The sequence below is a fragment of the Georgenia sp. Z1491 genome, assembly GCF_049856175.1.
Taxonomy (GTDB): domain Bacteria; phylum Actinomycetota; class Actinomycetes; order Actinomycetales; family Actinomycetaceae; genus JB111.
Map to the genome: position 1 here is coordinate 42,015 of NZ_JBNDNA010000004.1, position 13,423 is coordinate 55,437.

The following is a 13,423-nucleotide window of genomic DNA, read 5'->3' on the forward strand; positions in this document are numbered from 1 at the left end:
CGAAGTGGTGTGCGTCGTCGGATCGGGGTACGGATCTGCGGTCATAGGCCCATCCGGAGTGCTGCGAGCCCCGGGAACAGGGCGAACATGACCGTGGTGGGCAGGACGAAGAAGACGACCGGGACCATCATCGCCACCTCCTTCTTGCCGGCGAGCTCCATGAGCTCGCGACGGGTGGTCTCGCGGGCGTCCTGCGCCTGGGCTCGAAGCACCTCGGCGAGCGGCGTACCACGCTCGACCGCGCCGGCGACGGCATCGGCGAACCTGCTCAGGGCGGGCGAGCCGGTCCGGCCGGCGAGGTTCTCGAGCGCGACGATCATCGGGGCGCCCGCCCGCGTCTCGGCGAGCGTGCGCCGGAGCTCGTCGGCGACCGCTCCGTGGGCCACCGTCTGCACGCGCTCCAACGCGGGCACGAGCCCCTCGCCGGCGCCGACGGACAGCGCGATGAGCTCGGCGATGTCCGGCAGCTCGGCCGCGAGCCGTTCGCGTCGTCGCGCGACCTGCGCGGTGAGGTGCGTGTCCCGCATGACGGCGCCGCCGACCCCGAAGAGCACGACACCGAGCAGGAGGATCGGGGCGGGCGCATCGCGCAGGGCGCCCACGGTGAGGGCGACGACGAGCCCGGCCGCTAGCCCGATCGCCCCCCAGACCATCTGCTCGGTACGGAACTGGGCCACGGTCGTCGTCGACCCGACCTCGGCGAGGCGCCGGCGCACGGTCGTCGTGGTCGAGCCGAGCTTCTCCAGCACGGGCACGACGTCGTCGATCACCGGGGCGACGAGTCGCTCGACGACGGTCAGCGGCGTGCGGGCGGGTGCCTCCGCGAGCAGACGTGACGAGGTCGGTCGTTCGACGAGGTAGGGCGCGAGCCGGTCGGCCAGCCGCGGACGCCGGGCGCCGAGGCGTGCGACGACGACCCACACGCCGACGGCGAGGAGCAGGCCGGCGACGCCGCCGGACATGGCTGGGCTCATCGCAGCACCCGCGCCTCGTCGGGCAGGCGACCGAGCCGGAGCATGAGCCAGTACGCGAGCGCGGAGGTGGTGGCGCCGATGACGAGAACGACGGCACCGGTGCTCGTGCCGTACGCCTCCCCGGCCTCGGGGCGGCCAGCGAGGAGCGCGAGCACGACCCAGGGCGCGGCCACGGCGAGCCGGGCGCCGTTGACGGTCCAGCTCTGACGAGCCTCGAGCTCCCCACGCGTGCGCTGGTCCTCGCGCAGCATGTGTGCCAGGGCCCGCAGCAGCCGGGTGAGGTCGGACCCGCCCACCTCACGGGTGAGCTTGAGCGCCTCGACGATGCGGTCGGCCACCGGGTCGGCGAGCCGAGCCTTGAGACGATCGAGCGAGACGACGAGGTTGCCGGTGGCGCGGTGGTCTGCGACGAACCGCCGGAACTCCGGACGGACGGACTCCGGGCCGCGCTCGGCGAGCGTGCCGACGGCCTCGGGCAGCGATCGCCCGGCGCGGACGGCGGAGACGAGCGCGTCGATGACGTCGGGCCAGACCTCACGCAGCCGGGTGCTCCGGGCCCGGGCCCTCGAGGTGACGACGAGCCACGGCGCGACCGAGGCGATGACGCCGAAGGCCACCGCGACCGGCGCCGCACCGGTCAGCGCGAGGACAACGACGAGGACCGCCAGACCGAGCACCGTCGACACGGCGAGGAACGAGGCCGGGCTCACCGACGGCGAGCCCGACCGGGTGAGCACGTCCTGGATGTGGTCCGTCCACCGGGCGGTCCGGGTGGCTCGCTCCGCCGGCTCGAAGAACGAGAACCAGACGAGACACAGTCCGGCCCCCAGCAGCAGACCCGCGACGACGCCCACGTCAGCCGCCGGTCCCGGGGTGCCGTCGGGCGGCCCGGCGCGCGCCCGCGCACGCGGTGCGGTTCACGTGCGAGGCCTGCACGTCGGCCATGACGCCCCCCTGGCTGATGGTCCTGGTGTCCGGAGACACAATCGAGAGAGTAGTTCGACGGCGGGGGCCGCGGGCCGGTTTCCACAACCCCGTTCGCGGACCGGACACGTAGGTGTCCGACCGACCGGGCGACCTCATGTCGCGACGGTCAGGACTCGGCGAGCAGGGCGGCGACGTCGAGGCCCGCCCGGTCGAACCTCGGGTCCGGCCCGATGTGCCCGCTGGCGCGCACGAGGCGCTCGCCGCGGCGTTCGAAGATCCGCGACGTCTCCACGACGCCACCTTCCACCCGACCCGTGACGTGCACGATCTCGCGGACGGTACGTCGCCCGGTGTGGTCGAGGTCGAGGTGGACGACGAGGTCGACCGAGGTGGCGACCGTCGGCACGGTGAAGTCCGACGTGACGTTCTCCCCCGCGAGCAGCGGCAGCGTGCACAGCTTGGCGACGGCCTCCCGCGCCGAGTTGGCGTGCAGTGTCGCCGCCCCGGGCAGGCCGGCGTTGAGCGCGACGAGGAGATCGAACGCCTCGGCCTCGCGCACCTCGCCGACGATGATCCGGTCCGGCCGCATCCGCAGCGACTCCTTGACGAGCCGGCGCAGCGGGATCTCGCCGCTGCCCTCGAGGTTGGGCTGCCGGGTCTGCATCGCCACGACGTCGCGCCGGGCGAGGTTGAGCTCGAAGACCTCCTCGACCGTCACCACGCGCTGGGTCGCCGGGATCGACCCGCACAGGGCGGCGAGCATCGTCGTCTTGCCGGCCTGGGTCGCCCCCGAGACGAGGACGTTGAGGCCGGCACGGACGGAGCCGTCCAGCACGCGGGCGGCGTGCGGGCTGAGCGATCCCCGCTGGACGAGGTCGTCGAGCGACCGCGCCCGCACGAGGTACTTGCGGATGTTGACCGCCCAGTGCTCGCGCGTGATCTCGGGGATGACGACGTGCAGCCGTTCACCGCCGGGCAGCGCGGCGTCGACGAACGGCGAGGACAGGTCGATCCGTCGGCCGCTGGAGCGGAGCATGCGTTCGACGAGGTCCCGCACCTGCTGGGTGTCGAGCAAGACGGTGGTGAGCTCGGCCCGACCGTGCCGAGCCGCGAAGACCTTGCCCGGCTCGTTGATCCAGAGCTCCTCGACCTCCGGGTCGTCGAGCAGGGCCTGGAGCGGTCCGAGGCCGACGACGGCGTCCATCACGTGCTTGATCGCCGCGTCGACGTCCGCCAGCGGGGGCACGAGCCCCCGGGTCGAGCGTTCCTCGAACTCCGCGGCGGCCGCGACGGCCAGCGTCCGGGTGGTGTCGGGCTCGCGCGCGGGGTCGATGTCCCGCCTGCGCACGAGCTCGCGCACCTCGGACTCGAGCAACGCCAACGGATCGGTCATCCTGCCCCCAAGAGATATGCGATCACGGACCGCCGCCCTAGAACATATGGCGGATCGGGATCGTCCGTGCCAGTTTCGCCCTCCCGCCCGCCCTTGGGCGCTGTTCGTCCACAGGACGCCCAACGAACGGTATTACTGGTTATACTGGGGTGCATGAAGACCGCCATCTCTATCCCCGACCGCGACTTCGAGCGCTTCGAGCGAGTGGCCGCGCGACACGGCATGAACAGGTCACAGTTCTTTCGGCGCGCCGGACGACGGCTGGTCGAGGAGCTCGAGGGCGAGGCGGAGCTGACGGCTCTGGCGGATTCGGTGATCGAACGAGTCGGGCAACCCGGCGCGGACAGCCCGTTCCTGGACGAGTCGGAGCGCACGATGCTCAGGAGCACCGACTGGTGATCTCGCACGGCGACGTCGTCTGGGTCGACTTCGGCTCTCCTCGCGGCTCCGAACCCGCCAAGCGGCGCCCCGCCGTCGTCATGCAGGAGGACTGGTTGCTCGCCACCAGGATCTCCACAGTTCTCGTAACTCCCCTGACCTCGAACGTGGCCCTCGACGCGTTCCCGGGAAACGTACTGATTCCTGTCGACGCCGCCGGGCTCGAGAAGGACTCCGTCGCCGTCGTCTCGCAGGTCGGCCCTGTCGGCCGGGAGTTCATCGAGTCGCACCCGGTCGGGCGGGTACCGTCCTACCTGCTCACCAGGATCGCCGACGGCATCCGACTCGTCATGGGCATCTAACTGCTCACGGCTTATCGCAACCAAGGGCATCGACGGACTCGCCGACTCGCTGGTCGCGATCCGAAGCCAGCGCCCCCGCGACGACGTCCACCGCACCGGGGACCGCCGATGTCTATATTGATCAGGGTCGATACACGTTCCTGGGGCGGCGCGGCCCTCGCGCTGTCGCACGATGACGGGAGTCCGCATGAGCGGGACGGACGAGCTGGTCTCCTGCTGCAGCCCCGCCGGCAGCACCACCGGCGCAGCCGCGAGCGGCTGTTGCGGCTCGACCTCCGAGAGCACCGCGACCACGTTGTCGCTCACCCCGGTCGCCGGGCTGCGCGAACAGGTCCGCGAGCGGTACTCCGCCGTCGCGACGTCGGGCTCCGGCTGCTGCGGGCCTGTCGAGGACGACCCCCCCTTCGGTTCCGGGCTCTACGACGCGACCGCCCTCGTCGACCTCCCCGCGGACGCCATCGCGCTCTCACTGGGATGCGGCAACCCGGGCGCCATCGCCGAGATCGCGCCGGGCGACCGGGTGCTCGACCTGGGCTCCGGGGCCGGCATCGACATCCTCCTCGCGGCCCGCCAGGTCGGCCCGACGGGCCACGCGATCGGCGTCGACATGACACCCGCGATGATCGAACGCGCCCGGTCCAACGTGCGGGCGGCCGGGGCCACGAACGTCGACATCCGCGAGGGCGAGATCGAGAACCTGCCCGTGGCCGACGCCTCGGTCGACGTCGTGATCTCCAACTGCGTCGTCAACCTGTCCACCGACAAGCCGGCGGTCCTCGCCGAGACCTTCCGGGTCCTCACACCCGGGGGACGGATCGCGATCTCCGACGTCGTCGCGGAGGACCACCTCAGCGCCGCCGAGCGCGCCGAGCGGGGCTCCTTCGCAGGCTGCATCGCCGGCGCCCTCTCCCGCAGCGAGTACCTGACCATCCTTCGGAACGTCGGCTTCGAGGACCCCGAGGTCACGTTCACCGGCGACGTCGCGGCGGGCATGCACAACGCCCTCGTCTCCGCCGGCAAGCCCCGGACGGCCTGAGCGGCGACGCCCGGCGGGCACCGGACGGCCTGAGCCCTCAGCCCGGGCAGGTCCCCGCAGCTCGAGACCTCGCCGTCGACCGCTCTTGACCGATCGGTCTAGACTTGGACCGATCGGTCAACTTCGGGAGGGTTCATGAACGCCAGCGACGACCACCCCGGCGACGGCGCCGACGCCGCGCGCGTCCGCCGGCCCGCCCACGGCGTCGAGCGCCGCGCCATAGCGATGTGGGCGCTCCGGGCGCTCGCGGTGTGGGGCGCGGCACTCACGGCGCTCCTCGTCGCGTACGGCCTGTGGGAGTCGGCGCGGCCGTGGCTGCTGGCCCCCGCCGTTGCGGCAGGTGCGATGCTTCTCGTCCGGGTCGCCGTCGAGCCGTGGTGGCGCTTCCGCGTGCACCGGTGGGAGCTGACCGAGCACGCCGCCTACGCCACCACCGGGTGGCTCGTGCAGGAGTGGCGGGTCTCCCCGGTCTCGCGCATCCAGACCGTCGACGCCGTGCGCGGACCGATCGAGCAGCTCCTCGGCCTGTCGACGCTGCGCGTGACCACAGCCTCGTCCTACGGCGCGATCAAGGTGCAGGGGCTCGACCGCGCCGTCGCCGAGGAGGCGTCCACGCGGCTGGCGAAGGCGGCCGAGCTCACCGAGGGTGACGCCACGTGAGCGAGCACCCGTCCTCCCCCGACGATCGCCGGCCCGCGACGACGGACGGCGTCACGACCGCCCCCGCGTGGGACGGGACGCAGCCGGAGGTCGGCGTCGACCCGACGACGTCGACCCGCGAGCCGACGGACGAGGCGTCCGGCGATCCGGATGCCGCCCCGGCGTCGGACCCGACCCCGTGGTACCGGCTGAGCTACCGCGTGATCTGGGTCGACCTCGCGCGCAGCCTCGTCTCCACGCTGCCGGTCCCGATCGCCCTCGCGTTCGGCATCCGGCCCGAGCTGAGCACCCTGTGGCCGTTCATCTTCATCGCCGTGATCGGCGTGGTCGGCGCCGCGGCCGACCTCGTGCGGTGGGCGTTCACGCGGTACCGGGTGACGCCGACCCACGTCGAGCGCCGCACCGGGGTCCTCGTGCGTCGCCACCGCACGGTCCGGCGCGAACGCATCCGCAGCGTCGACACCGAGGCGAGGCTCCACCACAGGCTCGGCGGGCTGCGGGTCGTCGCCATCGGCGCCGGTCAGCAAGCGGCGGCGGGAGAGTCCGCGCTGCGTCTCGACGCGCTCGCGACCGCCGACGCCGAGCGGCTGCGCGAGGAGCTCCTGCGCACCCGGGTCCGGCCGGCGCCGCAGGTGCCCGACGGTCCGCCGCCCACGGACGAACCGGAGCCCGCGGACGAACCATCGCCTGCCGACGCACCGGTGACCGACGACGATCCGTCGACCGCCGACGACGGCCGCACGACGATCCTCGTGACCTTCCGGGCGTGGTGGGTGGTCTACCACCTGTTCAGCATCTGGGCCTACCTCATGGCCGCGGGACTGCTCTGGGGCGGGTACTGGTTCGCGCTGACGTTCGGCGTCGACCTGCTCCAGATCGGCGGCCGGCTCGTCGACTGGTCCTCGCTCGGCCTGATCGCGCGGATCGCGCTCGCGGTAGTCGCGGGCGGGCTGGTGGGCGCGGTCGGGATGGGCATCAACTTCCTCACGAGCTTCTGGCGCTTCGAGCTCGCCCGCGTGCGCTCGGAGGGGACGAGCTTCCTGCGCACGCGCCGCGGTCTGCTCAGCACCCGCGAGGTCAACCGGGACGAGGCGCGCACGCGGGGGCTGTCGATCGGCGAGCCGGTGCTCGGCCGGCTCATCGGCATGGCGGACACCAACGTGGTGACGACCGGGCTGAGCGTGTGGGACCCGTCCGAGCCGACCGCGATCCTGCCCCGGGGGCCGATCGGCGTGGCGCGCCGCGTTGCGGGCCAGGTGCTCGGCGACCCGTCGCCGTTCGACGCACCCCTGCGCCGCCACCCGCGCACCGCCCTCGTCCAGCGCGCCCTGTGGGCGACCGGCCTCGCCGCCGTCGTCGCGGGGGCGGTGGCTACGCCGGTGCTCACCGGCGCGGTCCCCGCGTGGGTCGGCTGGCTGCCGGTCGGGGCCTGGGCGGTCGGGCTGCTCGGCGCGATCGTCTCCTACCGGGCCCTGGGGCACGCGATCTCGGGCGAGCACCTCGTCGTGCGCTCCGGGCTGACGACCCGCACCACGACCGCGCTGCGCCGCGACGCCGTGAGCACGATCGCCGTGCGCCGCTCGCTGCTGCAGCGCCGGCTCGGGCTGAGCACGGTCTCCGCCATGACCGCCGGCGGGTGGGGCGCCTACGAGGCCCCCGACGTCGCCGCGGACGAGGCGGTCGACCTCGCCATGCGCGCCGCGCCGGGCCTGGTCGACGAGCTCCTGCTCGCCGAGCGAGCAGGATAGATCCCGTGACCACCCAGACGTTCACCGGCGCGGCGCGGCGCCGGCAGATCCTCGACGGCGCGATCTCCGCCGTCAACGAGGTGGGCTACCCGCGTGCGTCGCTGGCCGAGATCGCCCGCCGCGCGGACGTCGCCAAGAGCGCGGTCGTCTACTACTTCGGCTCCCGCGACGCGCTGCTCATGCACGTCCTCGAGCACGTGTTCGGCCATCTCGAGACCGCGCTCGCCGCAGCCGTGGCGCCGCACGAGGGCCCGACGGCGCGGCTGCGGGCCTACGTCGAGGCCTACCTGCACCACCTCGACACGCACCGGCCGGAGATCTCGGCCGGCGTCGAGATCGCCGTCTCCCACCGGGACGCGAAGGGGACCCCCGTCTACCTCGTCGTGAGCGAGGAGGACTCGGCGCTCCTACGGGGCATCCTCGGCGACGGCATGGCCTCCGGCGAGCTGCGTCGGATGCCGCTCGACGTCGCCGTCTCGCTCGTCGAGCACCTCATCGACGCCCCCACCACCCTCCTCGAACGCGACCTCGACGCGGACCTCGCACCCATGCTGGCCGAGATTCCGGGCCTCGTGCTCCGCGGCCTCGCGGCCGACTGAGACGCCCGCGCGAACGGCACCGTCGCGCTCGCCTCCCCTGCAGCACCGCGACTCGTGGACGACCTCCTGCTCGACGGCGAGCGCGCGGACGCGTGATCCGGCGGGGCCCGGCACCCCGGTCGCCCGCTCGCCGTCGATCGTGTCCCTGCAGTGGTCGGGGGAGGTCGACGAGCAACCTCCGCCTCACCACACGAGGATGCAGAACGGGTGCCCGGACGGGTCGGCGAGCACGTAGAGCGGCACGTCAGGGTCGTCCGTCCGGTCCATGATCAGCGCCGCGCCCAGCGCCTCTGCCCGTCCACGTTGTCGCTCGAGCTCGTCACGGTCGGCGACCGTCAGGTCGAGGTGCATCTGCATCGGGACGTCGTGGGAGGGCCAGGTCGTGCGCTCGAGACGCTCGACCTCCTGGAACGCCAACCGGTCGGCCCCCGCGCCGTCCTGCAGGACGAGCCAGTCGGCGTTGTCCGGACCGCCGGTCGGCGGCTCGTCCCCGGGTCGGTACCGGTAGCCCAGGAGCTCGCGGTAGAAGTCGGCGAGCCCGCGTACGTCGGTCGTATCGATCGCAGTGAGTCGGATGGTCGGGTACCCGGTCATGATCGCCTCCTCATGCGATCGTCCTCCTCCGGCCTCGGCGTCGCAACGGGACGACGGCCGTGGCCGTTCCCGCTGCCGGCTGTCGCTCGAGCCCACCCGACGGCGCACGCGCACCTATCTTTACAGCGACAACTTACCGGCGGTAAGTTCTGGCCATGCACCCGAGCTACCACCACGGCGACCTCCGGCGAGCAGTCATCGACGAGGCCCTGAGGATCATCTCGTCGTCCGGCCCCGAGCAGCTCTCCCTGCGCGCGATCGCCGCCGCGATCGGCGTCTCCCACACGGCACCCCGCCACCACTTCGGCTCTCGCGACGGCCTGCTGACCGCCATCGCCACCGAGGGCTTCGACGGACTCGCCGACGCCCTGATCGCCACCCGTGAGGGCGGCGGGACGTTCCTCGACGTCGGCGTCTCCTACGTCGGGTACGGCACCTCCCACCCGGCGCACTTCGCCGTGATGTTCGCCCCGGACCTCCTGCTGGAGGACCCGGAGCTCGCACGCGCGAGCGGCCGGGCGTTCGGCGAGCTCCGCTCCGGCGTCGAGGCGCTCGGTGCGGACGGGCGGGTCGAGGACGCGCACGCCGCCGTCGTCGCCGGCTGGTCGCTCGTCCACGGCCTCACCACGCTCGCCCTGACGGGCAACCTCGAGCGGGCCAACCTCACCGGCGGACGTCCCGCCCCCGAGCTCCTCGACCTCGTCCGGCGCGCCGCCGGGATGCTCTACGGGTCACCGGGATGAGCACCGTCGACGCCGTGCGCCGCGCGCGGGCCTGCCCACCCCGTGCGACGGCACGCCGCACGCCCGCGCGACAGCCCCATCGACGAAAGGCCTCATCATGACCGACCTCAACGCCGGGATCGTCCTGCTCACCGTGGTCGCGATCGCGTTCGGTGGCGCGTTCCTGCTGCGGGTCGTCGGCGGCCAGGTACCCGCCAACGAGCTGCAGCGCACCTACTTCCGGGCCGGCCACGCCCACGCCGGGGTCCTCGTCATCCTCGGGCTCGTCATCGGCCTCTACCTGCGCGGCGCCGACGTGCCGGCCTGGGCGGAGACGATGTCCGTCGGTGTGCTGCTCGGCGCGATCCTCATGCCGCTGGGCTTCTTCCTCTCCGTGGTCGGCCGCGACCCGCAGCGTCCGAACGCGATGCGGTGGTGCATCGCGGCCGGCGGGATCTCGGTGGTCGTCGGCGTGATCGGGGCCGGCGCCGGGCTCGTCGTCGTCGGCTGAACGCGCGGGGGACGCCGGCCGGCTCAGTCCCTCGCCGTCGGGGCCGGCCCGGCCGCGTCCGCGATGACGGCGAGCGCCTTCCCCAGCGCCACCGCCTGCTCGGCGTCGAGCCGGTCGAAGACGTACTCGCGCACCGCGGCGACGTGCCCGGGGGCAGCTGCCTCGACGACGCGCATCCCCTCGTCGGTCAGCGTCGCCAGCGTGAAGCGGCCGTCGGCCGGGTCCGGGCTGCGCACGAGCCAGCCCGCGCGCGCCATGCGGTCGGCGACCCGGGAGAGGTGGGACAGCGTGAGGTTGGCGGCCGCCGCTACCTCGCTCAGGCGCCGGGAGCCCCCCGGCGCCATCGAGACCTGCGACAGCACGTGGTACTCGCTCGCGCTCAGGCCGCCGTCCCTGCGCAGCTGAGCGTCCAGGCGCGCGGGCAGCCAGGTCATCGTCGACCACAGCGAGAGCCAGGTCGCCATCTCGTCGGCCGTGAGCCATCGCGGATCCGAGGTGCTGTCCATCACCCGAGCGTAGCAATGAGTTGCCACGGAAAGTAATAGCCCCTACCGTGGTTTCCGTAGCAAGCATTCCGGCCGGGCGACCACCACCGGCTCGGCCGGGTCCCATCAGACCCGGCCCGGTCCGGTCAGACCTGCCGGATCACCCGCACACGACCACCGAAGGAGCCCCCATGACCCTCATCCCGCGCACGGACCTCGACGTGTTCCCGCTCAACCTCGGCACCAACACCTTCGGGTGGACCTCGGACCGCGAGACCTCGTTCGCAGTGCTCGACGCGTTCGTCGCCGCCGGCGGCAACTTCATCGACACCGCCGACCTGTACTCCGTGTGGGCCGACGGCACAGGCGGCGTGTCCGAGCAGATCATCGGCGAGTGGCTGGCGGCGCGCGGCAACCGCGCCGACGTCGTCATCGCTACCAAGGTCGGCGGCCTGCCTACCCGTCCCGGGCTCTCGCAGGAGAACGTCACCGCCGCGCTGGAGGACTCCCTGCGCCGCCTGCAGACCGACCACGTCGACCTCTACTACTTCCACTACGACGACGAGAACGTCTCGATCGCCGACCAGGTCCGCACCGCGCACGCCCTCGTGGAGTCCGGCAAGGTCCGCCACATCGCCCTGTCGAACCACTCCCCCGAGCGTATGCGCGAGTGGTTCGAGACCGCGTCCCGCGAGGGGCTGACCGTCCCCGTGGCGATCCAGCCGCAGTACAGCCTCCTGCACCGCGCCGACGTCGAGCAGGGCTACGGCGCGATCGCCGCCGAGTTCGACGCCGCACTGCTGCCCTACTTCTCCCTGGCCTCGGGCCTGCTCACGGGCAAGTACCGCACGGCCGAGGACCTCGAGGGCGCGGCACGGAAGGACTTCGCGTCCGGGTATCTGGGCGACGCGACATTCGGCGTGGTCGACGCGCTCGTCGAGATCGCCGAGGCACACAGGACTGCACCCGCGACGGTCGCTCTGGCCTGGCTGCTCGCCAAGGGCGTCACCGCGCCGATCGCCTCGGCCAGCCGGGTCGAGCAGCTGCCCGCCCTCATGGCGGCGCCGTCTCTCGCCCTGACCGAGGACGAGATCGCCCGCCTCGACGCCGCGTCGGAGTCGTACGCGCAGGCGGCCTGACCCACCGGCCCCCCGGCCCGGCGACGGGCCGGGAACCGCGGCACTGCCCTGAGCGGCCCCGGACGACCCTCGGTCGTCCGGGGCCGTGCTCGTCCACGGTCCGCCGCGCGCCGCCGATCCTTGAGCTGCGGCGGGCGCGGCCCACCGCGCACCATGGGCGACATGGACCGAGCAGGTGGCCGTGACTCGCAGACGATCGCCGACGGCTATCGACTCTTCGCGAGACGTGAGGCGCGCGGCGTCTCGCCCGTGTACGAGGCGTGGTCGGAGGCCGTCGCCGGCGACGACGAGATCCTCGACCTGCTCGCGGATCTGCCTCGTGCCGAGCGCCAGCCGAATCTCGTCCTCGCGGCAGCACGCTTCCACGGCGCCGCCGCCACGGTCGAATCGTTCCGCCGGACGGTGATCGAACGGTGGGACGACGTACGGGAGACCGTCCTCGTTCGCGCGACCCAGACGAACGAGGCCGGGCGCTGTGCCGTCCTGCTGCCGTTCCTCGCGCAGCTACCGGGTCCGCTCGCGCTGCTGGAGGTCGGCGCGTCCGCCGGACTGTGCCTGCTGCCCGACCGATACTCGTATCGATACGGCGACGACACGCTCGACCCGGCCGACGGTCCGTCGCCCGTCACCATCGAGTGCGACCTCGGCGGCATCACGCCCCCGACGACGGTGCCCCACGTGGTCTGGCGCGCGGGAATCGATCTCTCGCCGGTCGACGTCGAGGACGACGACGCGCGCACCTGGCTCGAGACGCTCGTCTGGCCGGGTCAGGACGAGCGCCGCCACAGGCTCGTGTCGGCGCTCGAGGTCGCACGCCGTGACCCACCGCCTGTGGCGAGCGGCGACCTGCTCGACGTGCTCCCCGACCTCGCGGCAGGAGCTCCCACGGAGGCGACCCTCGTCGTCTTCCACACCGCCGTTCTCGCGTACCTGTCGGCCGAGGATCGAGCCCGGTTCGTCGACCTGGTCAGTGATCTGCCGGGCCGCTGGATCAGCAACGAGGGCAACGGCGTGGTGCACCGGGTCGAGGTCGAGCCCGAGGCGGCCGGCCGTTTCGTCCTGGCGGTCGACGGGGTTCCTCGGGCACTGACGGACCCGCACGGGCGATCGGCCGCAGCGCTCACCGGATGAGCGCGGGTCGCACGCCTTCGGCGACGACCGCCGGGCAACGTCTACCGTGTCAGCCGTGGCCTCGGACCGAAAACGACGACGAGCATTCCGCAAGATCAAGGCCGGTGACGGCAGCGAGCTCCAGCGCTTTCGCTGGTGGCAGACCTTCTTCCGGTCGCTCCTCCACGTGCGCCTCGGCGACGCGGCGGGCGAGTGGCCCATCTGGTCCGTCGACCTCCGCCACGGCGGCGACTCGAACGGTGAGGTCTGGGCCGTGCTCTACCGCGACGGGCAGCAGCACGCGCGGTCGAAGCTCCCGGCGATGTTCCCCGTGCCCGGCGGCACGATCGAGGTGGTGACGAGCGGGTTCGGGCTCCGGCGGTGCCACTTCGTCGCCCACGACGGCACGGAGCGCCAGCTCTCCCCCGACCCACGGTCGGCCGAGGGGCGGCGCGCCCGGCTCGAGCGCCGCCACCCGGGGGCGAGCCGCGCCCTCGGCGCCGTCTCGTGGATCATCCTCGCCGTGGCACTGGTGCTCGGTGTGCCGCAGCTCGTTCAGGAGATCACGCAGATTCCACCCGTCGCCGAGCGCCTGGGCACCTTCACATCGCCGATCCAGCTGCCCGTCTGGTTCAACGTCTCGCTGCTGGTCGCCACGCTCCTGGCCAGCACCGAGCGGGCGCTCAGGCTGCGCTACCACTGGCTGCTCGACGGCGGGATCTTCGACGGCGACGTCTGAGATCGGCATCCCTGTCTCGGTACGGCGGCGACGCCGCGCGGAAGCA

At 72.9% G+C, this 13,423-nt stretch carries 16 protein-coding genes; 11 read left to right on the forward strand and 5 right to left on the reverse strand.

The features are described from left to right. Positions 1-41: 41 nt before the first annotated feature. The 3 genes from ACPYO4_RS05385 to ACPYO4_RS05395 all read right to left on the reverse strand — a co-directional run bounded on the left by ACPYO4_RS05385 (position 42) and on the right by ACPYO4_RS05395 (position 3,294). Positions 42-974 carry a type II secretion system F family protein gene (locus ACPYO4_RS05385; protein ID WP_425708188.1) on the reverse strand — a complete coding sequence of 311 codons (933 nt, stop codon included), beginning with the start codon at positions 972-974 and terminating at the stop codon, positions 42-44. Next, positions 971-1,828, reverse strand: a complete 858-nt coding sequence (locus ACPYO4_RS05390) for a type II secretion system F family protein (protein ID WP_425708189.1) — start codon at positions 1,826-1,828, stop codon at positions 971-973. The genes ACPYO4_RS05385 and ACPYO4_RS05390 overlap by 4 nt, the downstream gene beginning before the upstream one ends. A 239-nt stretch (positions 1,829-2,067) precedes the next feature. Further along, on the reverse strand, positions 2,068-3,294 hold the full coding sequence (locus ACPYO4_RS05395) for a CpaF family protein (RefSeq protein ID WP_425708190.1): 1,227 nt from the start codon (positions 3,292-3,294) through the stop codon (positions 2,068-2,070). 153 nt (positions 3,295-3,447) lie between these two features. On the opposite strand from ACPYO4_RS05395, the gene ACPYO4_RS05400 reads away from it, so the two are divergent. From ACPYO4_RS05400 to ACPYO4_RS05425, 6 genes are all read left to right on the forward strand, one after another. After that, positions 3,448-3,693 (forward strand): ribbon-helix-helix domain-containing protein, encoded by a 246-nt coding sequence (locus ACPYO4_RS05400; protein ID WP_425708191.1) that lies wholly within the window; start codon positions 3,448-3,450, stop codon positions 3,691-3,693. Continuing rightward, entirely contained in the window at positions 3,690-4,034 is a 345-nt protein-coding gene (locus ACPYO4_RS05405; RefSeq protein ID WP_425708192.1) for a type II toxin-antitoxin system PemK/MazF family toxin, read from the forward strand. Before ACPYO4_RS05400 ends, ACPYO4_RS05405 begins: the two co-directional genes overlap by 4 nt. Positions 4,035-4,221: 187 nt before the next feature. Then, on the forward strand, positions 4,222-5,070 hold the full coding sequence (arsM, locus tag ACPYO4_RS05410; protein ID WP_425708193.1) for an arsenite methyltransferase: 849 nt from the start codon (positions 4,222-4,224) through the stop codon (positions 5,068-5,070). A 135-nt stretch (positions 5,071-5,205) separates the two neighbouring features. Next, complete coding sequence (locus tag ACPYO4_RS05415; protein ID WP_425708194.1) at positions 5,206-5,730, forward strand: PH domain-containing protein; 525 nt, start codon at positions 5,206-5,208, stop codon at positions 5,728-5,730. Further along, the gene (locus tag ACPYO4_RS05420; RefSeq protein WP_425708195.1) at positions 5,727-7,478 is read left to right on the forward strand and encodes a PH domain-containing protein; all 1,752 of its coding nucleotides are present in this window, start codon (positions 5,727-5,729) and stop codon (positions 7,476-7,478) included. The genes ACPYO4_RS05415 and ACPYO4_RS05420 overlap by 4 nt, the downstream gene beginning before the upstream one ends. 5 nt (positions 7,479-7,483) lie before the next feature. After that, entirely contained in the window at positions 7,484-8,077 is a 594-nt protein-coding gene (locus ACPYO4_RS05425; protein WP_425708196.1) for a TetR/AcrR family transcriptional regulator, read from the forward strand. A gap of 183 nt (positions 8,078-8,260) precedes the next feature. Here ACPYO4_RS05425 and ACPYO4_RS05430 read toward each other — a convergent pair whose 3' ends face one another. Then, positions 8,261-8,671, reverse strand: a complete 411-nt coding sequence (locus ACPYO4_RS05430; RefSeq protein WP_425708197.1) for a VOC family protein — start codon at positions 8,669-8,671, stop codon at positions 8,261-8,263. A gap of 155 nt (positions 8,672-8,826) precedes the next feature. Here ACPYO4_RS05430 and ACPYO4_RS05435 point away from each other — a divergent pair, with 155 nt between their 5' ends. After that, positions 8,827-9,414, forward strand: a complete 588-nt coding sequence (locus tag ACPYO4_RS05435; RefSeq protein WP_425708198.1) for a TetR/AcrR family transcriptional regulator — start codon at positions 8,827-8,829, stop codon at positions 9,412-9,414. 97 nt (positions 9,415-9,511) lie between these two features. Beyond that, entirely contained in the window at positions 9,512-9,904 is a 393-nt protein-coding gene (locus tag ACPYO4_RS05440) for a hypothetical protein (protein WP_425708199.1), read from the forward strand. A gap of 23 nt (positions 9,905-9,927) precedes the next feature. Here the strand turns inward: ACPYO4_RS05440 and ACPYO4_RS05445 are convergent, their stop codons facing one another. Further along, entirely contained in the window at positions 9,928-10,410 is a 483-nt protein-coding gene (locus ACPYO4_RS05445; RefSeq protein ID WP_425708200.1) for a MarR family winged helix-turn-helix transcriptional regulator, read from the reverse strand. A 170-nt stretch (positions 10,411-10,580) separates the two neighbouring features. Here ACPYO4_RS05445 and ACPYO4_RS05450 point away from each other — a divergent pair, with 170 nt between their 5' ends. From ACPYO4_RS05450 to ACPYO4_RS05460, 3 genes are all read left to right on the forward strand, one after another. Then, complete coding sequence (locus tag ACPYO4_RS05450; RefSeq protein WP_425708201.1) at positions 10,581-11,528, forward strand: aldo/keto reductase; 948 nt, start codon at positions 10,581-10,583, stop codon at positions 11,526-11,528. Between the two features lie 162 nt (positions 11,529-11,690). Then, positions 11,691-12,659, forward strand: a complete 969-nt coding sequence (locus tag ACPYO4_RS05455) for a DUF2332 domain-containing protein (RefSeq protein WP_425708202.1) — start codon at positions 11,691-11,693, stop codon at positions 12,657-12,659. Between the two features lie 55 nt (positions 12,660-12,714). After that, positions 12,715-13,377 (forward strand): hypothetical protein, encoded by a 663-nt coding sequence (locus ACPYO4_RS05460; RefSeq protein WP_425708203.1) that lies wholly within the window; start codon positions 12,715-12,717, stop codon positions 13,375-13,377. The last annotated feature ends 46 nt before the right edge of the window (positions 13,378-13,423 follow it).

Coding starts and splice junctions, on each gene's coding strand:
- ACPYO4_RS05430 (WP_425708197.1), bottom strand. CDS start 8,671: ATGACCGGGTACCCGACCATCCGACTCACTGCGATCGATACGACCGAC.
- ACPYO4_RS05450 (WP_425708201.1), top strand. CDS start 10,581: ATGACCCTCATCCCGCGCACGGACCTCGACGTGTTCCCGCTCAACCTC.
- ACPYO4_RS05400 (WP_425708191.1), top strand. CDS start 3,448: ATGAAGACCGCCATCTCTATCCCCGACCGCGACTTCGAGCGCTTCGAG.
- ACPYO4_RS05415 (WP_425708194.1), top strand. CDS start 5,206: ATGAACGCCAGCGACGACCACCCCGGCGACGGCGCCGACGCCGCGCGC.
- ACPYO4_RS05445 (WP_425708200.1), bottom strand. CDS start 10,410: ATGGACAGCACCTCGGATCCGCGATGGCTCACGGCCGACGAGATGGCG.
- ACPYO4_RS05440 (WP_425708199.1), top strand. CDS start 9,512: ATGACCGACCTCAACGCCGGGATCGTCCTGCTCACCGTGGTCGCGATC.
- ACPYO4_RS05385 (WP_425708188.1), bottom strand. CDS start 974: ATGAGCCCAGCCATGTCCGGCGGCGTCGCCGGCCTGCTCCTCGCCGTC.
- ACPYO4_RS05435 (WP_425708198.1), top strand. CDS start 8,827: ATGCACCCGAGCTACCACCACGGCGACCTCCGGCGAGCAGTCATCGAC.
- ACPYO4_RS05455 (WP_425708202.1), top strand. CDS start 11,691: ATGGACCGAGCAGGTGGCCGTGACTCGCAGACGATCGCCGACGGCTAT.
- ACPYO4_RS05395 (WP_425708190.1), bottom strand. CDS start 3,294: ATGACCGATCCGTTGGCGTTGCTCGAGTCCGAGGTGCGCGAGCTCGTG.
- arsM (WP_425708193.1), top strand. CDS start 4,222: ATGAGCGGGACGGACGAGCTGGTCTCCTGCTGCAGCCCCGCCGGCAGC.